Below are 25,144 nucleotides of genomic sequence, written 5' to 3'. Positions count from 1 at the left end.
TGCTTTACTCCGAATTCCATTTAGGAGCGCGTTTTTCGAGAAAGGCTGACAAACCTTCTTGCCCTTGGGGTGAGACGCGAATATTGGCAATCAGCTCGCTGGTGCAGCTTTTCATCGACTCATCAATTGGCGCCTGATAGCAATGATGGCAGAGTTTTTTGGCTTCGACCAAAGCTTGAGGGCTGTGTTTTAGTAGCGGTGCAATCCATTCGCATGCTTGCTCTTTTAGTTGGTCAGAATTTGATAGCTGATGAACGATATTGAGTGACTGAGCGGTGTAAGCATCGATTTTTTCCGCGGAAAGCATATAGCGGCGAGCATTTCTAACGCCAATGGTGCGAATCACGTAGGGGCCTATGGTTGCTGGGACAAGCCCCAACTTCACTTCGCTTAAACAAAACAGTGCGCTCTCATGCGCAATAACCATGTCACAGCAGCAGACTAGGCCAAGTGCCCCACCAAATGCGCTCCCCTGAACCACTGCCACACTTGGGTGAGGGAAACGATCTAACTTATCGAGCAAAGTGGCCAGCTGAAAAGCATCAAGTTGATTTTCTTGCTGACTCTTTGCCGCCATTGAACGCATCCATTCTATGTCAGCACCTGCAGAGAAATGTTTGCCATTGCCTGAAAGGATCAGCGCTCGGACACGAGTGTCTGACGATAAGGCATCTAAGTGAGCGATTAACTGCGAAATAAGCTCAGCGTTGAAGGCATTTGCGCTACTTGGGCGATTAAGTGCCAAGTGAGCAATACCGTTTTCCACTAGATGTACTAGAACATCACTTTTTTTGGTTATACGGCTGTTGCGGCTCATGTCGTCACATCCTAAATATTCCAAATTGGCTATCTTCAACGGGCGCATTGAGAGCAATACGCAGTGCATGGGCTAAAACATTGCGGGTCTCTTTCGGGTCGATAATGCCATCGTCCCACAGCCTAGCGCTGGCGTAGTAGGGGTGTCCTTGGGTTTCATACAAATCAAGGATCTCTTCGCGGAAGGCTTGTTCTTCTTGCGCTTGCCACTCTTTCCCTTGTCTTTGCATAACCTGGCCTTTTACTTGGGTGAGTACCCCAGCGGCTTGCTCGCCTCCCATGACAGAGATACGAGCATTAGGCCACATCCACATCATTGTGGGTTCATAAGCTCGGCCACACATTCCGTAGTTACCTGCACCATAGGAACCGCCAATTATGATGGTGAACTTTGGAACATCCGCACATGCGACTGCCATAACGAGTTTGGCACCATTTTTGGCGATGCCCCCTTCTTCCACTCTTTTACCGACCATAAAACCAGTGATGTTTTGTAAAAATAGTAGCGGTATCTTTCGTTTGGCGCACAGCTCGATAAAGTGCGCCCCTTTTTGCGCTGACTCAGAAAACAGGATGCCATTGTTAGCCACAATGCCGATTAACTGACCTTCTATCTTGGCGAAGCCACATACCAAAGTGGTGCCAAATAGCGCTTTAAACTCGTCAAACTCAGAGCCATCAACGACTCGGGCGATGATCTCTCTGACATCAAAAGACAATCGCAAATTGTCGTTAACTACACCGTAAATCTCTTCTGCAGCATAACGAGGCGGAGCAAAATCATTAAGCGATTGGCTCAATTCACAGGGTAGGTTGGCGTTTGAAACAGCCTCTCGCGCTAGCAGCATTGCGTGATGCTCATTTTCGGCATAGTAGTCGGCAACCCCAGATTTCCGGCAGTGTACATCTGCTCCCCCTAACTCTTCTTCGGTGACCACTTCACCTGTGGCGGCTTTGACAAGTGGTGGGCCTGCTAAAAAGATAGTGCCTTGTTGTTTCACCATGATTGCAACATCGGACATCGCGGGAATATAAGCGCCGCCAGCGGTACAAAGACCTAGTACCACAGCAATCTGCGGGATACCTTGTGCTGACATGCGCGCTTGATTAAAGAAAATTCGTCCAAAATGTTCTTTATCGGCGAAGACTTCTGCCTGATGAGGTAAGTTGGCTCCTCCAGAGTCGACGAGATAGACACAAGGCAGTTTGCAGCGCTTGGCAATTTCTTGTGCTCTGAGGTGCTTTTTAACCGTTAGGGGGTAGTAGGTTCCTCCTTTTACCGAAGGATCGTTGGCGATCACCATGCATTGGTGACCATTGATTTGTCCTACACCCGCCACAACCCCGGCGCATGGTACGTTGTCGTCATAGACTTGCCAGGCAGCGAACTGACCAACTTCCAGAAACTGACTGTTTTCATCAAGTAACATTGTGATACGTTCACGAACGGGAAGTTTACCTTTTCGGCGTTGATGTTCGAGCGCTTTTTCCCCGCCGCCAAGCTTGATTGTGTCGATATCAGTTTGCAGCTTTGTTACAAGCGATTCCATTGCGGCGAAGTTGTCCGCATAGAGCTGGGCATCTTTTTTAATTTTGGTTTTTATCGCTGGCATGGTGACCTCATTAACGAGTTTCTTCGAATAGTTCGCGACCAATGAGCATACGGCGGATCTCAGACGTGCCAGCTCCAATCTCATACAGTTTTGCGTCTCTCAGTAGGCGCCCTGCTGGGAACTCATTGATATAGCCATTTCCGCCTAGAAGTTGAATGGCATCGAGGGCGATTTGGGTAGCGAGTTCAGCACAATAGAGGATTACACCGGCGGCATCTTTTCGGCTTGCATGGCCTCTATCGCAGGCTCCAGCGACGGCATATAAGTAGGCGCGCGCTGCATTGGTTCGCGTGTACATGTCTGCGACTTTAGCTTGAACCAGTTGGAACTCACCGATCGATTGACCGAACTGTTTACGGTCGTGGATATAAGGTATGACAAGATCTAAACAGGCTTGCATGATCCCAAGGGGTCCTGCGGCAAGCACAACCCTTTCGTAGTCAAGCCCGCTCATTAACACTTTCACGCCATGATTAACTTCGCCCAAAACGTTTTCTAAGGGCACTTGGCAGTTTTCAAATACTAGCTCGCAGGTATTTGAGCCACGCATGCCTAGCTTATCGAGCTTTTGTGCGTGGCTGAATCCGTGAAAGGTTTTCTCGACAATGAACGCTGTGATGCCATGTGAGCCTTTGTTAGGTTCGGTCTTAGCGTAAACCACCAAAACATCTGCATCAGGGCCGTTTGTAATCCACATTTTTGAGCCATTAAGTAGATAGTGGTCGCCTTTTAACTCGGCTTTAAGCTGCATGCTCACCACGTCTGAGCCAGCATTGGGTTCACTCATTGCCAGAGCACCGATATGAGTCCCTTCGATAAGCTTAGGCAGGTATTGAGTACGTTGAGCCTCGTTGCCATTACGAAATATCTGGTTAACGCATAAGTTTGAGTGAGCCCCATAACTCAGAGCGACAGAAGCAGAGGCGCGACTGATCTCTTCCATCGCAATGACATGAGCAAGGTAGCCCATTTCTGCGCCACCGTACTGTTCGCTGACGGTCACACCCAGTAAACCCATACTACCTAGCTCGGGCCACAGCTGATTAGGGAAACTATTGGAGCGATCTATCTCTGCTGCGAGAGGCGCTATGTGTTGTTGGGCGAATCCACACACATGTTCACGTAGAAGATTGATGGATTCATCTAACCCAAAATTAAGAGGGATGTATTGTGATAGCATAACGCCTCCAAGCGAACGGTTTTTAGCTTATCGATTCCAAAATCACCGTTTCCATAATTATCATTTCCAAAACTACTGTTTCAAAAAGCTCGAAGACGTTTGTGCTTATCTAGCTGGTTTGACTCGCCTCTAATGCCTGTTCACATCGTTCGCGAGCAAGGTTGAGATCACTCAGCATATTGTTAATGTCATCGAGTTGGCGCATCAGCACCGCTTCTTTTTCATCAATGATTTTCAGCATTTCAGTTAACTGAGTATCACCTTGATGAGTATCGTAAAGTTCAAATAGTTCACGTATTTCTGCCAGAGAAAACCCTAGCCGCTTACCGCGCAGAATTAACTTCAGTCGGGTTCTATCTCGCCTGTTGTAGATGCGCATACTGCCTTTACGCTCGGGCTGGATGAGTCCCTCATCTTCGTAAAAACGGATGCTACGTGTCGTGATGTCGAATTCTTTGGCGAGATCGCTAATCTTATATTTTTCCACTGAGACTCTATTCCTAGTTATCTAAATTCTTGGCTTGATGGCTGATTCTAAAAAGGTTGAATCAAATAGTTTGCAAATTAGTTTGTTTTGTTTCTTTACGTTTACGTAAATGTTAGTGCTATGCTTACGTAAACGTCAAGAAATTAAGTTAGGCCGATTTAATAGAGAGATAGAGCGGTAATTAGATTGGTCATCAAGACAAACACTCACCAATGAGTAACAGAGCTACGTCAGAGAGGGCGGCGCAATGGAGCAAAAAGAAATTTGGATAGTGTCAGCGAAACGGACTCCCATGGGAAAGTTTCAAGGTTTATTGGCTGATTACTCTTCGCCACAGCTAGGCGCACTGGCGATAAAAGGTGCGCTTGAACAGGTTGAATTATCACCTTACGAAGTGGATGAAGTCTATATGGGTTGCGTGCTGCCTGCCGGGTGTGGTCAAGCGCCTACCAGACAAGCGGCTTTGGGCGGTGGTCTTGAGCAAAGTACCCCCTGTACCACAGTAAACAAAGTATGTGGCTCTGGAATGAAGTCGGTGATGCTGGCACATGATCTAATCAAATTGGGCTCGATTCAATGCGCGGTTGCTGGTGGTATGGAGAGCATGACAAACGCCCCTTACCTAATGAAAGAATCTCGTAGCGGCATGCGAATGGGGCATAAAACCACTTATGACCACATGTTCTTAGATGGACTGCAAGATGCCTATGAGGGCGAACTTATGGGTGTTTACGGCCAACAAATTGCCGATCAACTGGCGTTCACACGTGAGCAAATGGATGAATGGGCAACGCAATCTGTTCATCGAGCTCTTGCAGCGGATAAACAGAACATGTTTGGTGATGAGCTAGTTCCGCTTACGCTCAAAAGCGGTGAGACACTAAGCTATGACGAGCAGCCACGTTCTATCGACTCTAATAAAATTCCCAAGCTGAAGCCCGTCTTTGCTAAAGAGGGTTCAATCACCGCAGCCAACTCTAGTGCGATATCTGACGGCGCTGCTGCTTTGATCTTGATGGAGTCTGAAAAGGCAAGTCGTCTTGAAATGAAACCTCTCGCGATCATCAAAGCGCATTCCACACACGCACGTAAACCTTCGGAGTTTACGGTTGCGCCTGTCTACGCGATCGAACAATTACTCTCGGCCTTAGATTGGGAGACTGAAGACGTCGATTTGTGGGAAATCAATGAAGCCTTTGCTGTCGTTACTCAGATCGCGGTTAAGGAGCTTCAACTTGATAGTAGCAAAGTCAACATTAAAGGCGGAGCGTGTGCATTGGGGCATCCGATTGGGGCGAGCGGGGCGAGAATTTTGACGACTCTGATTTATAGCCTCAGACAGCTTCAGGCGTATGGCATTGATGGGGATGCTACTAGGCGTAAGCCTATGAAAGGGGTCGCGGCAATTTGTATTGGTGGTGGTGAAGCAACAGCAATTGCCATCGAGATTCCAGTTTAAGAGCAAAAATACGGAAAGGAAAACACAATGACACAGACAGTCTCTTTGTTCGTCGGGGGTGAGTTTTGCCAATCTCAATCTAGTCGGTGGATCGACGTGACTAACCCAGCAACCAACGAAGTAATTGCAAAGCTTCCATGCGCTACCGAAGATGAAATGGAGCGCGCGATTGTTAACGCTGAAACCGTCTTTCATCAATGGAAGAATGTGGCGGTGTCGGAGCGTGCTAGGGTCATGCTGAGATATCAGCATTTGTTGAAAGAGCACCATGATGAAATTGCTGAAATTTTATCGAAAGAGACAGGTAAAACCACGGTTGATGCCAAAGGGGATGTCTGGCGAGGGATTGAGGTTGTTGAACAGGCCGGAAATATCGCCAGCAATATGATGGGAGAAACGGTTGAGAACGTCGCGACTGACATTGACTCCTATTCACTGATTCAGCCTCTAGGTGTGTGTTGTGGTATCACGCCTTTTAACTTTCCTGCAATGATTCCATTGTGGATGTTTCCGCTCGCCATTGCAGCGGGAAACACCTTTGTTCTTAAGCCATCCGAACAAGTTCCTTTGACGGCGATGCGTTTGGCTCAATTATTTGAACAAGCGGGCGCACCAAAAGGCGTTCTACAGATTATTCATGGTGGTAAAGAGCAGGTGGACTATCTGCTTGAACACCCAGTCATCAAGGCCGTCTCGTTTGTTGGCTCGGTAAACGTCGCTCAGTACATTTATCATACGGGCACGGCTAACAATAAACGTGTTCAAGCGTTTGCGGGGGCTAAAAATCATATGGTTGTGATGCCAGATGCAAACAAAGCTCAAGTCATCAACAACTTAGTCGGCTCCTCGGTGGGGGCGGCAGGGCAGCGCTGTATGGCGATTTCTGTCGCGGTTTTCGTGGGCAGTTCTAAAGAGTGGATCGGTGACCTTGCCTCTGAAATGGCGAAGGTTAAACCTGGCGCTTGGAATGACGAACAAGCAGGATATGGCCCCCTTATTAGTCAGCAAGCGAAGCAACGTGTTATGAGCCTCATTGAGGAAGGTAAGGCACAAGGTGCTAAATGCGAACTGGATGGGACGAATTGTACGGTTGAAGGTTTACCTGATGGAAACTGGCTCGCTCCAACGCTGTTTAGCGGCGTGACGACTGATATGTCCATCTATCAACAAGAGATATTCGGCCCTGTGTTGGTGTGTTTAGAAGTTGAGACGTTGGAAGAGGCAATCGAGCTGATAAACAACAACCCATATGGTAATGGCACATCAATATTTACTGCCAACGGCGCCGCTGCGAGAAAATACCAACATGAGATTCTGGTGGGCCAAGTCGGGATCAACGTGCCGATTCCAGTGCCGTTGCCTTTTTTCTCATTTACCGGCTGGCGAGGCAGCTTCTATGGCGATCTTCACGCCTATGGTAAGCAAGCAGTGCGCTTCTACACGGAAACCAAAACAGTTACAGCGCGTTGGTTTGATGATGATATTCCATCTGGGCCGAATATGACGATTCAGCTTCGATAAAGGGGGAGGTATGGACTTCGAACTCAATGAAGATCAAAGAGCGTTTACCGACACCGCAATGCAGTTTGCAAGAGAAAAGTTAGCGCCCAATGCAGCAGAGTGGGACGAGCAGCAAATCTTCCCTAAAGAGGTGCTGAGAGAAGCCGGGGAGCTTGGTTTTCTTAGTCTTTACACCCCTGAAGAGCAAGGCGGCTTAGGTCTGAGCCGATTAGATGCTTCGATCATTTTTGAGCAGCTTGCTATGGGCTGTACATCGACCACGGCGTTTATGACTATCCATAACATGGTGACTTGGATGGTGGGAAGCTTTGCCAGCGACAAAGTAAAACAAGATATATGTCCCAAGCTAATAACAGGTGAATGGCTAGGCTCCTACTGCTTAACGGAGCCAAACGCTGGATCAGATGCCGCCTCTCTGACCACAACCGCCAAACTCACTGAAGATGGCTATGTCATCAACGGAGCCAAAGTATTCATATCTGGCGCGGGTGAAACCGACGTGTTGGTGGTGATGGCGAGAACAGGGAGTGAAGGCGCAAAAGGTGTATCTGCCTTTGTGGTGCCTGCCAATATCGAAGGTATTGGCTATGGGCGAAAAGAACCCAAAATGGGCTGGAACTCTCAACCAACGCGTAGCATTACGTTTGAGAACGTTGTTATTCCGAGGGACTACTTACTGGGTGAGGAAGGACAAGGCTTTGTCTTTGCTATGAAAGGGCTTGATGGCGGGCGAATAAACATCGCAACTTGTTCTGTTGGCACTGCCCAACAAGCGCTCAATCAGGCAATCCAATATGTCAATGAGCGTAAGCAGTTCGGCAAAACGATCGGCAGTTTTCAGGCACTGCAATTTAAGCTCGCGGACATGGCGACTGAGTTAGTCGCTGCTCGTCAATTGGTGCGATTAGCGGCAAGCAAACTCGATAGTGGTGATCCCGAAGCAACGACATACTGCGCCATGGCGAAACGTTTTGCCACTGATGTGGGCTTTAAGGTTTGTGATCAGGCACTTCAGCTCTATGGAGGCTATGGTTATATCAAAGAGTACCCATTAGAGCGCCATTTCAGGGATGTAAGAGTTCATCAGATTTTGGAAGGCACTAACGAGATCATGCGCGTTATTGTTGCAAGACGTCTTCTTAGCGAAGGCTCAGAAATACTCTAAGGAAAGAGATTATGTCACAGCAATCAGTTAATCCTATCGAACACAAGATACATAACCATGTCGTTGTATTGACGATGAATAACCCGCCTGCCAACACTTGGACAAAACAGAGCTTGAATCAGCTTAAACACTTGGTGATTGAGCTTAACAACAATATGGATGTCTATGCTCTGGTTATTACCGGCCAAGGAGAGAAGTTTTTCTCTGCGGGAGCTGATCTGAATCTTTTTGCCTCCGGAGACACAAGTGTAGCCGCGGATATGGCGCGCGCCTTTGGGGAAGCCTTTGAGACCTTGAGTGCTTTTCGTGGCGTTTCCATTGCCGCCATAAATGGTTATGCGATGGGAGGTGGGCTAGAAGTTGCGCTCGCCTGCGATATTCGCATCGCAGAGAAACAAGCTAAGTTAGCTTTGCCTGAAGCGAAAGTGGGCTTGTTGCCTTGTGCTGGCGGAACACAAAACTTAACTGGATTGGTTGGAGAAGGCTGGGCGAAGCGAATCATTTTGTGCGGTGAACAAGTGAGTGCCGATAAAGCGTTTGATATCCGTTTGGTTGAAGAGGTCGTGGAGCAGGGGCAAGCACTTGAAGCTGCAATTCAACTAGCAGAAATGGTGGCCAACCAATCTCCACCTGCCGTCTCTGCTTGCAAGACACTGATTCAGACTACGCGCTCGAATCCTATTTCTTACGGATTAGTCAAAGAGCGAGAGCTATTTATTCACCTATTTGATACCGAAGATCAGACTGAGGGCGTAAATGCCTTCCTAGAAAAACGTCGCCCAGAATGGAAAAACAAATAGGTTCAGGAGGAAGCTATATGAGTGATTTAGTCCATTTTGCGGAGCTGCCCTGTAGTGACAGTGAGCATAAAATCGCCGTTGCCACCTTAGACAACGCCCCCTCTTTAAATGCGCTATCAATCGATATGTTGGCAAGCTTAAAGCACCAATTGGACATTTGGCACGAGGATGATGCCATTGTATGTGTGTTGCTTGAAGGCGCTGGAGAGAAAGCGTTTTGTGCAGGTGGTGATGTTCGCACCATGTACAATGTGATGAGCGGCTCGACCGAAGAGCAGATTCAAGACTTTTGTTCGCACTTTTTTACTGTCGAGTATCAGTGCGATTATCTTATTCATACTTACTGTAAACCTATTATTGCATGGGGGCAGGGAATCGTAATGGGCGGTGGTATGGGGCTTTACATGGGTTCTAGCCATAAGGTAGTGACTCCAGATTCTCGCCTTGCCATGCCCGAAATTAGTATTGGCCTATATCCTGATGTGGGCGCAACCTGGTTTTTAAATCGCCTCGATAGCGGTGTTGGCTTGTTTCTCGGACTGACCGGAATGATGGTGACCGCTACGGATGCAGTCTCGCTTCACTTAGCTGACCATATGGCGTTACCTGACCACAAGTCTGTACTTCTTCAGCAGCTACAAATCGCCGATTGGGATTGCGTCGATGATGCCTATGAGGTGGTGACTGAAATGCTCGAATCGTTCGAAGCTGAGGTCAATGAGCATAAACCTGAAGCGCAGATCTTGCCTTATCTCAATCATATTCAATCCGCTTGCCATGCAGATAGTGCTTTGCAGGTGGTCGACAACATTCAAGCATTGTCGATTGGCGAAAAGTGGTTAGAGACCGCTAAGGCGAATCTAGCAAATGGTAGTTCGGTCACTGCGCATATTTGCTATCGCCAAATGACCCAGTACAGCCAGTTATCACTTGCCGACTGTTTCCGTCTTGAACTTAACCTGTCTGTTCGCAGTGCTCTACTCGGAGAGTTTAGAGAAGGCGTTCGTGCGCGATTAATCGATAAAGATGGTAATCCTAAATGGCGCTATAAAAATGTGGCTGAAGTTGAAGACAAGGTGATCGACAGTTTGTTTACTTCTCTTTGGTCAGAGGAAAAACACCCACTGTCGCAGTTAGGGCATTACTAGGTTGATAAAAGAAAAATCGGAGAAACGTCATGGAAACTATCGCATTTATTGGGCTAGGCAACATGGGTGCACCTATGGCAACCAATCTAGTCAACGCAGGTTTTAATGTTCAGGTGTATGACTTAGTCGACAGTCTAACGAGGCCGCTTGCAGAGGTTGGCGCGAAAGTATGTGGTTCACTTGAGAGTGCGGTTGATCAAGCTGATGTGGTCATCAGCATGCTGCCAGCAGGAGAGCACGTTAAATCTGTGTACTTGGATGGTCAGGGTAAAGAAGGTCTACTCAGTCATATAAAGCCAGGAACGTTAATCATTGACTCATCAACCATTGACCCAGAGTCGGCGCGTTTAGTCGGGCAAGCGGCGGATGAAAAGGGTGTGTTTTTTACTGATGCGCCGGTATCCGGTGGGGTTGCGGGAGCAAAAGCAGGTACGCTGACCTTTATTGTTGGCGGAAGTGATGAGGCGTTCCACAAAGCAGAGAAAGTGCTGCAACATATGGGAAAAAATACCTTCCATGCCGGTCAAACTGGTAGCGGTCAAATGGGCAAAATATGCAATAACTTGATGCTCGGTATTTTAATGTCAGGGACTTGTGAAGCGCTCAACTTAGGTATTGATAATGGGCTAGACCCTAAAGTGCTATCAAACATCATGCTACAGAGCTCTGGTCGAAACTGGGCATTGGAACTTTACAATCCGTGCCCAGGAGTAATGGAAAATGCACCGGCATCAAATCAGTACCAACCGGGTTTTATGAGCAAGCTGATGCTAAAAGATCTTGGCCTAGGATTAGAAGCCGCCTCTAAGAGTCAATCCTCCGTTCCTATGGGCTCATTAGCGCGAAACTTGTATGCATTTCATAACATGAATGGTAATGCTGAGCTCGATTTCTCTAGCTTGTTTGAGTTCTATCAATCGAACAACGATAAGTAAAAGGAGCTTGCTATGGAGTTAAAAGAAAGCGTGATTGCAATCACTGGCGCAGGGCAAGGTTTGGGGCAAATGATGGCTGTGACGTTAGCGCACGCTGGCGCTGAAATGGCCCTTATCGATGTAAATGAACAAGCTTTGAGGCACACTCAAGAACAATGTCATATGCTTGGTGTTAAGGCGTTGACTTATCGAGCCGATGTGACCAATGAAGATGAAGTAGAGCAGGTGTTTAGTGACATTGTCACTGACTTTGGTCATATAGATGGCTTAGTCAACAATGCGGGTATTTTACGAGATGGTCTGCTAGTGAAAGTCAAAGATGGCGAAATCTCAAAGATGTCACTCGAACAGTTTAACTCCGTGATAAACGTAAACCTTAACGGGACGTTTCTCTGCGGGCGAGAAGCAGCGTTAAATATGATTAAAACTGAGCGCAAGGGCGTGATTATCAATATATCCAGTGTCGCTCGCGCGGGAAACATAGGCCAAACTAATTATGCCGCTTCAAAAGCAGCAGTGGCGACTCTAGCGACAACATGGGCGAAAGAGCTTGCAAGGTTTGGCATTCGGGCTGCGGCGATAGCGCCGGGCGTGATAGAGACCCCGATGGCGGCGCAAATGAAACCGGAAGCGATCGCCCGATTAGAGTCTATGATTCCTGTTGGGCGAATGGGAGAAACTGCAGAGATAGCAAATACGGTTAAATTTATCTTCGAAAACGACTATATAAACGGTCGTATAATTGAGGTTGATGGTGGGATAAGAATGTAGGGTTATTTATGTATATGCAACAAGTGTAAAAATATGCCTCTAAATAGTTAGATTTAGAATATTTTCGACAACTAATCGAAAAGTTTAAATTTTGTGCTTACACTTATAGAACAGCATGCATATACAAATAATAACTCGGCTTATTAGAGATACTTCATCTGGAAGAAATGTATTACTAAAGCGTTGGTTGGCGAGTTTCCTCTAAATAAACAGGCAGATACGGAATATCTGTGAGGGGTTGTCGTTATGAAAATTGCAACGAAGATAGTGTTGGCTTCAACGCTATTGTGCACCTTGGCGGTTGTCGCAACCGGTGTCATTGTCGGATGGCGTTCTTCAGGACTTTCTGAACAAGCGTTATTTGAACGGGCAACCAGTCAATTGATTTCCGTTCGTGAAATTAAGAAAAATGAAATTGAAAGTTATTTCAAACACATAAGTGGTCAAGTCGTAACGACCGCCAATTCTGTTGGGGTCAAAGATGCGATGGGAGCTTTTAGTGAGGCGTTCAAGTCATACCCAATAGAGCAAGTCTCTCAAAGCGACATCGGGCGGTTACAATCTTATTACCAAGCAAATTTTGGCGCGACCTATAAAGGGGCAAATGGCGGAGCATCGGCCAATGAAATGCAAAAGCTCAATGCATTATCCCCCCTTAGTAAAGCGCTTCAAGCTCGTTATATCGGTACAAACCCTAACCCTCTTGGTGAAAAACACAATTTAATGAGTGACTCTTTGGGTACCGAATATGATTCTGTCCATGCTACGTATCATCCAAGTATCAAAGGATTCTTAGAAGAGTTTGGTTATTACGATATTTTCTTAGTCGATGTTGAAGGTAATATCGTTTATTCAGTATTTAAAGAGCTAGACTATGCAACTAATTTAAATTCTGGCCCTTATGCGAATAGTGGTATTGCCAAAGCATTTAAAAACGCAATGAATTTGTCAGCTAATCAATATCACTTAGAAGATTTTTATCCTTATTACCCCTCTTACGAAGCAGCCGCTTCTTTTATTGCCACTCCAGTAAAAAATGCGAACCAAACATTGGGTGTGTTGATCTTCCAAATGCCTGTTGATGAAATCAATCGAATCATGACTTTCAACAGCAATTGGAGTTTTGCAGGCTTAGGGGAAAGTGGCGAGACTTACTTAGTTGGACAAGATGGATTACTCCGTAGCGAATCCCGATTCTTAATGGAAAACCCTGACAGCTATTTCGCGGCATTGAAGGAAGCGGGTGTTTCTCAGTCAGTGTTGGCCCAAATTGAAGGCAAGTCTTCAGCGATTGGCCGTCAACCTGTCGCAACTGCAACCTCAAAGGCGGCCCTCAGAGGCCAAAGTGGATCTGACATTGTCACCGATTATCGTGGCGTAGAAGTGCTTTCTGCTTACTCTCCGGTCAATGTCGCAGGGTTAACTTGGGGTATTGTGACTGACATTGACAAAGAGGAGGCTTTGGAAGATCTAGAGACTTTAATTAGCTCTCTGTTCATGACTGTAATCAGTAGTATTGTCGTAGTGGTTGCGGTAGCGATGTTTATTTCTTATCTACTCGGTAACAGCATTGCTAAACCGATCAAGCTTGCTAGTGAGAAAGTACAGTGGATTGGCAAAAACAATGATCTGACCCAACGTCTAGAGGAGTCTGGTAAAGATGAAATGACCGATTTAGCTATCTCACTCAATTCGTTGTTTGCTCATCTACAAGATATCATTGGTCAGTTTGCACAAACCACCAATAACCTTAACAGCAATACCCAGAGCATGGCGGGCAACATGAACAGTACCCGTGAATCGGTTGCTGACCAAAATCATAGAACTGAGTCGGTAGCGACTGCGGTGAATGAGATGAGCGCTTCGATTGCCGAGGTAGCACAATTCGCGACGCGAGCAGCAGAGTTTGTTAAAAATGCCAATGATACCGGCAGTGAAGGTGTTCAGGTTGGTCAGAACTTAGGCAGTGAAATCTCTCGTTTAGACGCAGAGATGAAAACCGCAGTCGATGCGATCCAAAGGCTGCATACTGAAACTAACTCGATTGCCGAAGTGCTCGATGTTATTCAAGGTATCGCAGAGCAAACCAATCTACTAGCGCTGAATGCTGCGATAGAGGCGGCAAGGGCCGGTGAGCAAGGTCGTGGCTTTGCGGTCGTTGCGGATGAAGTTCGCTCTCTTGCGGGTCGAACGCAGTCTTCTACTGAAGAAATTCGTGAAAAAATTGAATCACTTCAGCGCGAAACTCAAAGTGTGTCTCAGAGTATAGAGAGCGCAAATAACACGGTGTCTGAGGGTGTCACCACCTGTGATAAAAACACTGAGATGCTCGAGCAAATTGTGACTATGCTTAATGACCTAAATGAGATGAACGTACAAATCGCAGCTGCTACTGAGGAACAAAAGGCTGTAACTGACGAGATAAGTGGCAGTATTACTTCTATTGCAGATGCCTCTTCAGCGGTATCGGTTCAAGTGCAAGATGTCGATGATGTGCTTCAAGGTTTGTCTAGCGAAGCTGATCGATTGAATGCGGAAGTGTCGCAATTTAAATATTAATAGTGTCCTCGCAGCAAAAGCTCTTTCATCGCGAAAGAGCTTTTTTTATTTCAATCTATGTCTTAGACTCGATCCAAATTTTATGGAGTATATATCACATGGATCTGAAGCAATTTCTCGACAACCTTTCTCAATCGCCTGAATCGGTGCAATTTGAAGATACTATGGCGGTCATTGAAGCAAACTATGAGTTCACGCCAACCGCGTTTGTTAACGGAGAGACCTTAAACGATGCAAACCAGAATAATGGCTCATGCAAAATCTTTGCGTTTGGCCTTCTAAACCAATTAGACCCTTCATCAACACTGGCATGTTTTGGCAAGTTTTATCGAGAAGATGTCTTAGGCAATCCTGATGGTCAAGATCACGCCAACATCCGTAATTTTATTCAGTTTGGCTGGCAAGGCATCAGATTTGAAGGTGATGCACTTATTTCTAAATAGCAGATAAAGGAGCCTAGTGCTCCTTTTTAATTGGAGCGTTTGATATGAACAATTCAGATTTGGCTAAGTATTTAGACAGTTTTAAATGTGCAGAGTCAGGTTATCCGTTTGGTCCCGATGCTTTAGTATATAAAGTGAAAGGCAAGATGTTTGCGATACTTGCCGAGCGTGAAGGGCGTGAGTACGTGACGGTGAAAGTCGTTCCTGAAGATGGAGAAGTCCTCACCTCTCAGTTTAACGATATTACTCCCGGCTATCACACCAACAAGCGCCATTGGGTAACGGTTTACTACCCTGGTGATGTCGAAGATGGGCTTGTACAAGATCTTTGCGAGCGCTCATACGAACTGGTGGCAAAGAAGCTTCCAAAGGCCGATAGAGTTGAGTTGGGCATTAGTTAATGAACTGCTGGTGGAACGAGGGTGCAGGAAAATTCACCTTGATTGCTCGAACTCGCATCATGTTGCTTTAAAACTCAGCAAACAAACGGATTAATTCGATTTTTGTTTGACTCTCTAAGCTCAATCCGTAGAGTATGCATCGAACGCAGCGGTGGGTAACTAAAGCGTTGGAAAGAAGGGCGCGTTGGCAGAGTGGCTATGCAGCGGATTGCAAATCCGTGGACCTCGGTTCGACTCCGGGACGCGCCTCCATTCTTTTCTCGGGTACGGCAACAGCAATATCCGAATGTGAAAGCTCAGATGTTAAAGCATCAATACTAGACCAGCGAAAGCTGGTTTTTTTGTCTCTGGAGCAAGTAAACCTTTCTAGATGAGGCTGACACAGCGCACAAGTGTGACTCTAGGAACTGCATTCTGTCTCCATTCTCCTTACAATATTCTTCTCTCCAGGTTAGTAGTGAAGACGCATGAGAAATACCGACGACTATATTATTTTCTACCATTTGGTTGAGCTGGGCTCATTTAGTGCAGCTGCAAGACACATGGAATTGACCAAGTCGGTTGTCAGTAAGCGTATCGCTAAACTTGAGCAAGATATCGGCGTTCAACTCCTTTACCGAACGACTCGAACCCTCAAACTGACAGAGTCTGGGCAAGCCTTTTTTGAACATGCGAGAAGTGTTTATCAAGCTGTAGCAATGGCTGAGGAATCGATTGTTGGCTTAGGTAAGAGCTTATCCGGCAACATTAAGATTACCGTTCCTATCATATCCGGTGAGTTGATCTTACCTACTGTTATCGCTGAATTTAACCAAGAATACCCAGATATCAACATTGATATGGAGCTGGATAATCGTTTTGTGGATATCGTCAATGAGCGTTTTGATTTAGCCATTCGCACAGGGGTTCTTCCTGATTCAAGCCTCATCGCGCGCAAGTTGGTCGATGCCAATTGGATTGTTTGCGCCTCACCCAAGTACATAGCGAAAAATGGTAAGCCTAAAACGCCAAAAGAACTCACAAAACACAATTGTTTAGCTTATGCCTATCAGGAGACGGGAGCGAGAGAGTGGGCGTTTAAAAACGGTGACGATGTCTATCAAGTCAAAGTGGATGGCAATCTGTGTACTAATAACTCTTCAGCCCTACGTAACGTTGCTTTGTTGGGGCAGGGAATCATTTACGTACCTCGTGTGTTGGTTTATGAAGATTTACAGCAAGGTCGGTTGATTCAACTGTTCAAAGAGGAGACGGCAAAGTGCCTCGGTATCTATGCGGTCTACCCATATACTCGCCAACAGCCTGAAAAAATTAAGCTTTTCATTGAGCATTTGTATCAGTGCTTTCAAGAGCGCAGCTATCAATTTTAGTCGAAAGAGCCCTTTTGCTTAACGAAATCTAGCCTAGAACACTTTTTCAAACTTACGACTTGAGTTTCTATTAGGTGCTTCTTTGTTGAGAGTCTTGGCTTGTCACAATAATCCAACACTCTTGTGATGTTTTTAGTTCGATTTGTTGCTGGCTGTGTCTAGGTATTGTAGGCATTTTTCTGTGCATAAATTCTTTTAAAACAGAGGGTTTATACGCAGAGTCTGATTTACTCGATTCTCAATCTGAATCTGTTTGTTAACATTTTAATTTTGTATTGTTTCTTTATGGAAACGATATTTTTCTTTGTTGATATTTGTCTTTTAAAAATATTAACTATTTGAAATTATTTAAAAAATAAACATTAGAGTTATTGTGGCTGTCACAGGGTTCACTTACGGTCATGGACGTAAAGAATTGGACTGCTTATATTGATCGGGCACAATAATTAGAGATACGGATATGAAACAGAAGCAGCTGATTGACGCATTTACCGCGATCGTAGGAGAAGAGAACGTCCTTACCGATCAAGTTAAAAACAAGTACTACCGCAGCGGTTTTCGCTCCGGAAGCGGTACTGCTCTAGCCGTTGTTTTTCCCAATACACTTGTTGAACAATGGAAGATTATTGAACAATGCGTTGAGAACAATTGCATTATTATTATGCAGGCTGCGAAAACGGGACTGACCGAAGGTTCTGCACCAAGCGGTAATGATTATGACCGCGATGTCGTCGTCATCAACATTACCAAAATGAAGCAAATCTACCTCATTGACGGTGGCAAACAAGCAATCTGTCTTCCAGGCGCTAGTCTTCATTCTCTAGAAAAAGAGTTAAGAGCAGTCAATCGAGCGCCACATTCAGTGATTGGTTCTTCTTCTCTGGGGGCGACAGTCGTTGGCGGCATTGCAAACAACTCCGGTGGCGCATTAGTAAAACGCGGCCCTGCTTACACTGAGCTAGCCATTTTTGCTCAGGTCGATAAAAAGGGACAACTTCACCTTGTCAATCACCTTGGGATCGATGGCCTTGGGCCGACACCAGAAGAAATTTTGCAAAACCTCCAAGATGGAAACTTTGACCCTGCTAATGTCATTCATGACGAGCGTATGGCATCAGACAAAGAATATGATGAGCGCGTTCGTGATGTAACTTCAGATATTCCTTCGCGTTTCAATGCAGATGAACGTCGTTTGTTTGAGGCAAGCGGCTGTGCTGGCAAATTAGGTGTATTTGCAGTGCGCGTGGACAGCTACCCAATCCCGCAAAAAGAACAAATCTTCTATTTGGGTACCAATGATCCGAATAAACTGACCAAACTAAGAAAAGACTTCCTGACTCAGTTCGAAAACCTGCCAGAAATGGGGGAGTATCTTCACCGTGATATCTTTAACATGGCAGAGAAGTACGGCAAAGATGTGTTCTTATCGATTGATAAGTTGGGTACAGATAATTTACCTAAGATGTTTTCATTGAAAGCGAAAGTGGAAAACTTCTTAGAGCGCGTGCCTTTAGTCAGTAAATATCTCCCAGATACGATTTTGTATTACGCGAGCAAGTTGTTCCCTCAACACTTGCCACAACGCATGTTGGAGTACCGTGACAAGTACGAGCATCACCTTGTGCTTAAAATGAGTGATGGTGGTATCGCAGAAGCGCAAAAGTATCTGCAAGAAGTGTGGGCGGTAGAGCCTGACAGTGACTTCTTTGAATGTACTCCGGATGAAGGGAAGAAAGCCTATTTGCATCGCTTTGCAGCAGCAGGGGCGGCTATTCGTTATGAAACGATCCACCGAAACGAGGTTGAAGATATCGTTGCGCTCGATATTGCATTAAGACGAAATGACGAAGAGTGGTTAGAAACCTTGCCGGAGGAAGTGAGCCAAAACTTGGTTAAGTCGCTCTATTATGGACACTTTATGTGTTACGTGTTCCACCAAGACTATATTTTCAAGAAAGGCACTGACACCAAGCGAATGAAAAAGCTGATGTTGGAGCATCTAAACAGCCGAGGAGCAAAATACCCCGCAGAGCATAACGTTGGGCACTTGTATGAGGCAGAAAATTCGTTGCAAAAGTTTTATCACCAGTTAGATCCTACCAATACCTTTAACCCAGGTATCGGTAAAATGGACCGTTATAAACGTAACTGTAATTGCTGTGCTTAAGCGATGAATATCGTAAGAGCCACATTCTAAGTGGCTCTTTCTATTTGAAGTGGCGTTGAAGTTTTGATCGAATTGCTTAACTGGCAAACGTTAAGTTGTCTTTTTAACCAGTTGAATCAAAATGAATAAATTTCTTGTTGACCTTGAATCTCAATCCGTTAAAGTACACCTCGTTCTCACGGCATAGGTCGTTAGAACAGGTGGTGTTACCATCGCATCATTGCGTTGCCCTGGTGGTGGAATTGGTAGACACAAGGGATTTAAAATCCCTCGGCGTTCGCGCTGTGCCGGTTCAAGTCCGGCCCGGGGCACCATCTACTTTTCTGGCTAGAGCCGGTTAGGTAAAAAAGCAAAATTTGAGGCGCGTTGGCAGAGTGGCTATGCAGCGGATTGCAAATCCGTGGACCTCGGTTCGACTCCGGGACGCGCCTCCATTCTCTTAAGAGAAAGTAACCAGCTTAGGCTGGTTTTTTTATGCCTGTTACTTAGCTTTCACACAAATCCACATACGCAACGCCATTTTTTCCGCCTTTCTTGACTCTATACATCGCAGAGTCCGCTTTCTCGTAAATTTCATCAAAACGATATTGAGTTCCCGAGAACAGACAGACACCAATACTAAAACCGATTTTGGCATATGGGGAGTCCGGCTGAATTTCTGGTGTGACATGAGCAAGTAGGGTATCGCAAAACTCCTGAATCTGATTTTGATTGTGGATGTGACTTAACATAACAAACTCGTCTCCACCCAGCCTTGCTACGATCGAACCCGGAATAGCGTTACGTTCTAAACTCCCTGCGATTTGTATTAACAACCGATCCCCAGCTTGGTGACCCAGTTGATCATTGACGGATTTAAAGTTGTCGATATCAATAAAGATAAGCGCAGAGTAGTTAGAGCTGCTGAGTTGGGTATGAGTTAAGTAAGATTGTTCAAAGGCGCTTCTGTTTAGTAGCCCAGTCAGAGGGTCACTATTGGCGAGCTTAGCGAGCTGTTGTTCATAACGTTTCTCTTGGGTGATATCGACGTGTGTCCCCATCATTCGCAGTGGTTTGCCATTCGAGTCAAACTCGACGACTCTTCCTCTGTCTGAGACCCAACTGTCACTACCATCCTTGTGAATCATTCTATGAACGACTTCATAGAGATCGGTTTTGCCTGCTAAATGGTCCTCAAATGCGCCCACAGCCAAATCGTAATCTTCAGGGTGTAGTTTACTTTTCCAAGTCTCGACGGTGGCCGTCAGCTCGTTAGACTGGTACCCAAGCATCTTCCCCCATTCCATATTAAAGATTGTCAGGGTTCCAGAAGGTACATGCTGCTCCCATAAACAAAGCCCCGTACCATCCAATGCCAAGTTGAGTTTTTCTTGTAGTCGATCTTTATCCTTTTGTAGTGATTCAACTTGAGCTTTCAGCTCTGCGATCTGCTTTTGGTATTCTTCCATGAATATCACCTGTCTTTCAGATATCAACCAGGTGAATGTGACTATACGAAATTCGTGGAGAGATTTCTAACTAGAAAACGGTATTGCTTGGTGTTTTGCTCACGCTAGGGAAGAGCAACAAGATGCAAAATTAGCCTCTAATGCACAGGCTTGGTGCAACTTGTGCTTTGCTATGTTAGTAACTCATTGAATATATGAAGAAAACGATCTGGCACTTTATTTGCTGCAGCTATTTAGCCTGATATACAAGGGCAACAAATACATATAACAACGTCACAGGCGAAGAAGCCTCCTCCACTTTTAAGGTGGAGGAGGTTTTTTGTTTCAAGGAGTAAGTGATGACAAGGGAATGTACAAAAACGGCCTGCCCATATTGTGGAGTGGGATGCGGTGTGGAAGTGAATCAACTGGGCATAGAAGGGGATAAGGCGCACCCCGCAAATCAAGGGGCTTTATGTGTTAAAGGTTCCGCGTTAGCTCAGAGCTTAGACATGCCTTCGCGATTGCTGTATCCAAAGTTGGATGGCAAAGAGATAAGTTGGGAGCGAGCAACGGAGGTGATCGCGACTGCTTATAGTGAAGCGATTCAAAACCATGGCGCAGATTCCACGGCAATGTATGTTTCAGGTCAGTTACTTACTGAAGACTATTACGTAGCCAATAAGTTTATGAAGGGCGTGGTAGGCAGCGCGAACATCGACACCAATTCACGGCTATGTATGTCTTCTGCCGTTGTGGCTCACAACCGTGCGTTTGGAGAAGATGTCGTCCCTGTTAACTATGACGACATAGATGATGCGGAGCTAATTGTGATATGCGGAGCGAATACCGCATGGACACACCCCGTTTTGTTCAGACGCATTCAACAGGCTCGAGAACGTAACCCTGAATTGAGGCTAGTGGTGATTGATCCGCGCGAAACAGTGACGGCCCAGCAATCCGACTTACATCTATCTATCCCTAATGACGGTGATATTGCGCTGTTTAATGGACTGCTGCGTTACTGTGTTGAAAGTGGCTCTCTAGACGAGTCCTATATTGAGTCCCATACTTCTGGATTCGGCGCGTTAGTTGATCTCGTCATGAGCAAAGAATTCGGTATAGAAGCGCTGTGTGAGCAACTAGAGCTGAGCCAAGAGCAACTAAAAACCTTCTATCGCTGGTTCGCCACGACCAGAAAAACCATCACTCTGTTTTGCCAAGGAGTAAACCAATCCCAATACGGTGCAGACAAGGCCAACACCATTATTAATGCTCACCTCGCGACGGGTAAGATTGGCATTCAGGGGGCGGGGCCGTTTTCTATTACTGGTCAGCCGAACGCCATGGGAGGGAGAGAAGTCGGTGGGCTAGCGAATCAGCTAGCAATCCATAGAGGGTTTGACCCTGAGTCCATAAAGCTTGTCAGTGAGTTTTGGAACACAGATACCCTTGCTCAGCAACCGGGTCTAAAAGCGATTGAGATGTTTGAAGCCGTTGAGCGTGGCGATATTCAAGTGATTTGGATCATGGCGACTAACCCAGTTGTTTCAATGCCTGACAACGCATTTGTAAAACGTGCACTCGAAAAATGTCCCCTCGTTATCGTATCGGATGTGACCGCTGATTCTGATATCGCCAAGTATGCGGATTTGTTGCTCCCAGCCTCAGGTTGGGGGGAAAAGCAAGGTATGGTGACCAACTCAGAACGTATGCTCACTCGCCAAAGGCAGTTTATGTTCGCTAAAGGTGCAGCTAAGCCAGATTGGCAAGCGATCAGTGATGTGGGCGCAAGGCTGTGTGAGTTACAAGGTCGAGAGAATGCCTTCGATTTTGCTCGTGAGGCTGACGTGTTTAGAGAATACGCAGCCATGACTGGATTGAATACACAGAGCTCATTGCTACTTGATCTGTCCGAGTTCGCGAATATCACTGATGAAGAGTACTTAAACTGGCAACCTATTCAGTGGGGAGGAGAAAGACCTTTACACAACGGCCAATTTAGCTTTGCTGATCGTAAAGCGAGGTTTGTCATCCCTGCACTGCCACCAAAACAGCAGGACCAATCATGGTGGTTAAATACTGGCAGACAAAGAGATCAGTGGCATACCATGACTCGTACTGGCTACATTTCCCATCTTGCGGCGACTGAACCTGAACCAAGGGTGTATATGAGCAGTCGTTCTGCAGCTTACATGGACGTTAAATCAGGCCAGTTGGTCGCCTTAGCTAGCTCAGAGACAGAGAGAAAGATTATTGCGAGAGTAGCAATTGATGACGGGTTAGGAAAAAGACAACTGTTTATGTCGATGCACTGGGCAGGAGATTATGGAGGCGAAAGTCAGGTTAATGCTGTGGTAAGCCGCATTGCTGATCCTTCTTCTGGACAACCAGCATTTAAATCCCAACCAGTGGAGTTGTTCCCGGTAAAAGCACAAACTTATGGCCTTTACCTCGGTGAGCGATTTGTTGAGCACGATTTCGTTTACCAATCATTTCAATCTGAAGAGCGAGTTGGCGTCTGGCGTTTTGCAGATAGCCAACGTTATGACAAGTCATTTGCGACAGAGCTAGGTGAAACTCCGCACAAACGCAAAGTCGTTTTAGAGCTTGCTGGTGGCTGGCTAACAGTTTGTTATGACGAAGTGGGTGAAGACAAAATCATTCGATCTCTACTCATGATCTCTCAGCTCCCTATTGAGGTAGATGTGCCAAATCTTGCAGGTTTAATCGGTAAGCCTCTAACTTTTTCAGCATTGCTGTCTGTCTCTAGCCAGCAAGAAGCCAGTGAGTTGATCTGTAGTTGTTTTAGAGTGAGCGATAAGCAGATTCTCCGCGAGTTGGAGAGTGGAGATTGCACAAGCGTTAATCAACTGAAAACTAAACTCAAGTGTGGAACAAACTGCGGCTCATGCTTACCTCAAGTTGAGCGTCTTGTCGCAAGCCACGAACAAACAATACTGATTGCGAAATAGGAGCGTGCTATGAAATTAGACAAGAGAGTCAAAGAGGGTTCGCAATTAGGGCTACGCGGTGCAGGTTTCATTGCTCATCAATATGTAAAACAGCCCAATCTCACTGGTAGTGGCTGTGATTCAGAAGGTGTCAAACGCGGACAGGTGCAACTGGTTGGTGCAGGCCCCAATGACCCAGAGCTGTTGACAGTAAAAGCGCTGAAAGCGATTCAACAGGCAGATGTGATTGTATTTGATCGTCTGGTGAATAGGGAAATTTTGGATTTTGCTGCGGCTAAATGCCAACAAATTTACGTGGGTAAGCGCTGCGGTCAACCGAGCTTAAAGCAAGAAGAAATCAGCCAAATTCTAGTCGAACTGGCGAAATTAGGTAAACGTGTCGTTAGGCTAAAGGGCGGTGACCCCTTCATATTTGGTCGCGGTGGTGAAGAAGGATTGCTACTCGCAAAGCACAAAATTGAGTTTGAGGTAATTCCAGGTATCACAGCCGCGATAGGTTGCGCGGCGTCGTCTTATATCCCTTTAACTCATAGAGAAATCGCCAGAAGCGTTACCTTTGTGACAGGGCAGGTGGTGACAGGAGCGTTACCTGCTTGGTCTGAGCTTGTTAGGGCAGGACAGACTTTGGTTTTTTATATGGGGCTGGAGAAAGCGCAAGAGATTCAGCAAGGACTGATCGCGCAAGGTCTCAATGCAGACTTTCCGCTTGCCATCATTACTCACGGTTGTAGCCGTCAGCAAAAGGTACATGTGTCGTCTCTAGACTCGTTAACTGCTAAAGCGAAAGAGTTAAAAGGGGTCAGCCCAGCATTGATTATCTTAGGCGAAGTCGTCAAACTGCGAGAAGAACTAAACATGACCATAGAGTCAGTGATCTCACAAGAGGAAGTATGAGCTCAATTTTAGAATGTATCCGAACGGTTGGACGAGGAGAGCGAGGACGCAAGCCGCTTACCTTTGATCAAGCATACCAAATCATGGACGAGTATCTTGATGGTCAATGCGGTGACGACCAGATGGCGATGCTACTGATGTTGATTCGAGTACAAAATGAAACCAAACAGGAAATTGCAGGTTTCGTAAAAGCGTTTCAGTCTCGTGTCCCTAGCTTGGGCGCTGATATTGACTGGCCGTGTTATGCGGGTAAACGCAAAAGTGCAGGGCAACCTTGGCACCTGTTAGCAGCTAAGATACTTGCAGACAGTGGCTACAAAGTGCTGTTACATGGTTATCACGATAGGCCCGCTGGACGATTACATGCTGAAGATTACCTTGAAGCCTTTGGTATTGAGGTTGCCCAGTCACCGCAAGAGGCGAAACAACTACTAGAGACTAAACGTATCGCTTATCTACCTCTTAAGCATTTTGCTCCACAAGCTGAAACTATGATTGGCTGGAAGAATCGCTATGGATTGCGTACACCGATCAACACGGTCGTCAGAGCTTTAAACCCGGGAGGCGCAAAACTGGGGTTACGCGGTAGCTTCCATCCAGGCTTCCAACAGCTGCATGCTGAAGTCGAAAGCGAGATAGGATTAACCCGACACGCCGTGGTCTCTTTTAAAGGACAATCTGGCGAATCAGAATATAACCCTAAAGTCAGCCAAACCGTTTGGGTGAGCACACCGACAGGCGTTGAATCGCATTATTGGACTGAACGTATGCTGACTGACATTCCTTTACCTAAAAAGTGCCTGTTTGGTACGACAGAAAATGATCTTAATATGATGGCTAATACAGTGGTTTCGACAATGGCGGCGACACTGTTTGCTGAGTCAAACGATCTAGAAAAGTCATTTGAAAAGGCCTATCTACTCTGGTCTGGTTACTGTGATAATCAGTAAATAGAACAATTGGCACATTCCTTGTTATGTCTGTATTAGATAGAGAGCAAAACAAGGAATGTT

20 protein-coding genes and 3 tRNA genes are annotated in these 25,144 nt (G+C 46.0%); 18 read left to right on the top strand and 5 right to left on the bottom strand.

The window, feature by feature from the left end; translation table 11 throughout:
- Nucleotides 1-4: 4 nt before the first annotated feature.
- From LYZ37_RS20245 to LYZ37_RS20230, 4 genes are all read right to left on the bottom strand, one after another.
- Nucleotides 5-817 carry an enoyl-CoA hydratase-related protein gene (locus LYZ37_RS20245; protein ID WP_272787346.1) on the bottom strand — a complete coding sequence of 271 codons (813 nt, stop codon included), beginning with the start codon at nt 815-817 and terminating at the stop codon, nt 5-7.
- 4 nt (nt 818-821) lie between these two features.
- The gene (locus tag LYZ37_RS20240) at nt 822-2,429 is read right to left on the bottom strand and encodes a carboxyl transferase domain-containing protein (protein WP_272787345.1); all 1,608 of its coding nucleotides are present in this window, start codon (nt 2,427-2,429) and stop codon (nt 822-824) included.
- 10 nt (nt 2,430-2,439) lie between these two features.
- Nucleotides 2,440-3,609 carry an isovaleryl-CoA dehydrogenase gene (locus LYZ37_RS20235; RefSeq protein WP_272787344.1) on the bottom strand — a complete coding sequence of 390 codons (1,170 nt, stop codon included), beginning with the start codon at nt 3,607-3,609 and terminating at the stop codon, nt 2,440-2,442.
- 109 nt (nt 3,610-3,718) lie between these two features.
- Nucleotides 3,719-4,096, bottom strand: coding sequence for a MerR family transcriptional regulator (locus LYZ37_RS20230; RefSeq protein ID WP_171319699.1), 378 nt, complete (start codon nt 4,094-4,096; stop codon nt 3,719-3,721).
- Between the two features lie 247 nt (nt 4,097-4,343).
- Between LYZ37_RS20230 and LYZ37_RS20225 the strand changes: the two genes are divergently transcribed.
- The 15 genes from LYZ37_RS20225 (at nt 4,344) to LYZ37_RS20155 (ending at nt 19,269) form a co-directional block, all read left to right on the top strand.
- Entirely contained in the window at nt 4,344-5,555 is a 1,212-nt protein-coding gene (locus LYZ37_RS20225) for a thiolase family protein (protein WP_272787343.1), read from the top strand.
- Nucleotides 5,556-5,582: 27 nt separating this feature from the next.
- Nucleotides 5,583-7,076, top strand: coding sequence for a CoA-acylating methylmalonate-semialdehyde dehydrogenase (locus LYZ37_RS20220; RefSeq protein ID WP_272787342.1), 1,494 nt, complete (start codon nt 5,583-5,585; stop codon nt 7,074-7,076).
- A 10-nt stretch (nt 7,077-7,086) separates the two neighbouring features.
- On the top strand, nt 7,087-8,241 hold the full coding sequence (locus LYZ37_RS20215; RefSeq protein ID WP_272787341.1) for an acyl-CoA dehydrogenase family protein: 1,155 nt from the start codon (nt 7,087-7,089) through the stop codon (nt 8,239-8,241).
- Nucleotides 8,242-8,252: 11 nt separating this feature from the next.
- A complete protein-coding gene (locus LYZ37_RS20210; protein ID WP_272787340.1) occupies nt 8,253-9,041 on the top strand; it encodes an enoyl-CoA hydratase in 789 nt (262 codons plus the stop codon).
- 17 nt (nt 9,042-9,058) lie between these two features.
- Nucleotides 9,059-10,189: an enoyl-CoA hydratase/isomerase family protein gene (locus LYZ37_RS20205; RefSeq protein ID WP_239824645.1), complete on the top strand. Its 1,131-nt coding sequence runs from the start codon at nt 9,059-9,061 to the stop codon at nt 10,187-10,189.
- A gap of 29 nt (nt 10,190-10,218) precedes the next feature.
- Nucleotides 10,219-11,124, top strand: a complete 906-nt coding sequence (gene mmsB / locus LYZ37_RS20200; protein ID WP_171319689.1) for a 3-hydroxyisobutyrate dehydrogenase — start codon at nt 10,219-10,221, stop codon at nt 11,122-11,124.
- Between the two features lie 12 nt (nt 11,125-11,136).
- Nucleotides 11,137-11,895: an SDR family oxidoreductase gene (locus LYZ37_RS20195; protein ID WP_272787339.1), complete on the top strand. Its 759-nt coding sequence runs from the start codon at nt 11,137-11,139 to the stop codon at nt 11,893-11,895.
- A gap of 246 nt (nt 11,896-12,141) precedes the next feature.
- The gene (locus LYZ37_RS20190) at nt 12,142-14,454 is read left to right on the top strand and encodes a methyl-accepting chemotaxis protein (protein ID WP_272787338.1); all 2,313 of its coding nucleotides are present in this window, start codon (nt 12,142-12,144) and stop codon (nt 14,452-14,454) included.
- 98 nt (nt 14,455-14,552) lie between these two features.
- A complete protein-coding gene (locus tag LYZ37_RS20185; RefSeq protein WP_272787337.1) occupies nt 14,553-14,897 on the top strand; it encodes a HopJ type III effector protein in 345 nt (114 codons plus the stop codon).
- Between the two features lie 44 nt (nt 14,898-14,941).
- Nucleotides 14,942-15,298 carry an MmcQ/YjbR family DNA-binding protein gene (locus tag LYZ37_RS20180; protein WP_272787336.1) on the top strand — a complete coding sequence of 119 codons (357 nt, stop codon included), beginning with the start codon at nt 14,942-14,944 and terminating at the stop codon, nt 15,296-15,298.
- A 178-nt stretch (nt 15,299-15,476) separates the two neighbouring features.
- Nucleotides 15,477-15,550: transfer RNA gene (locus LYZ37_RS20175), tRNA-Cys, on the top strand.
- Between the two features lie 215 nt (nt 15,551-15,765).
- A complete protein-coding gene (locus tag LYZ37_RS20170; protein ID WP_272787335.1) occupies nt 15,766-16,668 on the top strand; it encodes a LysR family transcriptional regulator in 903 nt (300 codons plus the stop codon).
- 460 nt (nt 16,669-17,128) lie between these two features.
- Nucleotides 17,129-18,835 (top strand): D-lactate dehydrogenase, encoded by a 1,707-nt coding sequence (gene dld / locus LYZ37_RS20165; protein ID WP_272787334.1) that lies wholly within the window; start codon nt 17,129-17,131, stop codon nt 18,833-18,835.
- A 227-nt stretch (nt 18,836-19,062) separates the two neighbouring features.
- Nucleotides 19,063-19,149, top strand: a tRNA-Leu gene (locus LYZ37_RS20160).
- Nucleotides 19,150-19,195: 46 nt separating this feature from the next.
- A tRNA-Cys gene (locus LYZ37_RS20155) sits at nt 19,196-19,269 on the top strand.
- A gap of 51 nt (nt 19,270-19,320) precedes the next feature.
- On the opposite strand, the gene LYZ37_RS20150 is transcribed toward LYZ37_RS20155, so the two are convergent.
- Nucleotides 19,321-20,283, bottom strand: coding sequence for a diguanylate cyclase domain-containing protein (locus tag LYZ37_RS20150; RefSeq protein ID WP_272787333.1), 963 nt, complete (start codon nt 20,281-20,283; stop codon nt 19,321-19,323).
- 338 nt (nt 20,284-20,621) lie between these two features.
- Between LYZ37_RS20150 and LYZ37_RS20145 the strand changes: the two genes are divergently transcribed.
- The 3 genes from LYZ37_RS20145 to LYZ37_RS20135 are packed head-to-tail and all read left to right on the top strand — an operon-like array spanning nt 20,622 to nt 25,081.
- Nucleotides 20,622-23,237 carry a nitrate reductase gene (locus LYZ37_RS20145; protein ID WP_272787332.1) on the top strand — a complete coding sequence of 872 codons (2,616 nt, stop codon included), beginning with the start codon at nt 20,622-20,624 and terminating at the stop codon, nt 23,235-23,237.
- Nucleotides 23,238-23,246: 9 nt separating this feature from the next.
- The gene (gene cobA, locus LYZ37_RS20140) at nt 23,247-24,131 is read left to right on the top strand and encodes a uroporphyrinogen-III C-methyltransferase (RefSeq protein WP_272787331.1); all 885 of its coding nucleotides are present in this window, start codon (nt 23,247-23,249) and stop codon (nt 24,129-24,131) included.
- On the top strand, nt 24,128-25,081 hold the full coding sequence (locus LYZ37_RS20135) for a glycosyl transferase family protein (RefSeq protein WP_272787330.1): 954 nt from the start codon (nt 24,128-24,130) through the stop codon (nt 25,079-25,081). The genes cobA and LYZ37_RS20135 overlap by 4 nt, the downstream gene beginning before the upstream one ends.
- Nucleotides 25,082-25,144: the final 63 nt, after the last annotated feature.

It is taken from the genome of Vibrio tubiashii (assembly GCF_028551255.1).
GTDB classification, from domain to species: Bacteria; Pseudomonadota; Gammaproteobacteria; order Enterobacterales; family Vibrionaceae; genus Vibrio; species Vibrio tubiashii_B.
The sequence above is the reverse complement of the archived record's forward strand: the minus strand, read 5'-3'. Positions and strand labels throughout refer to the sequence as shown.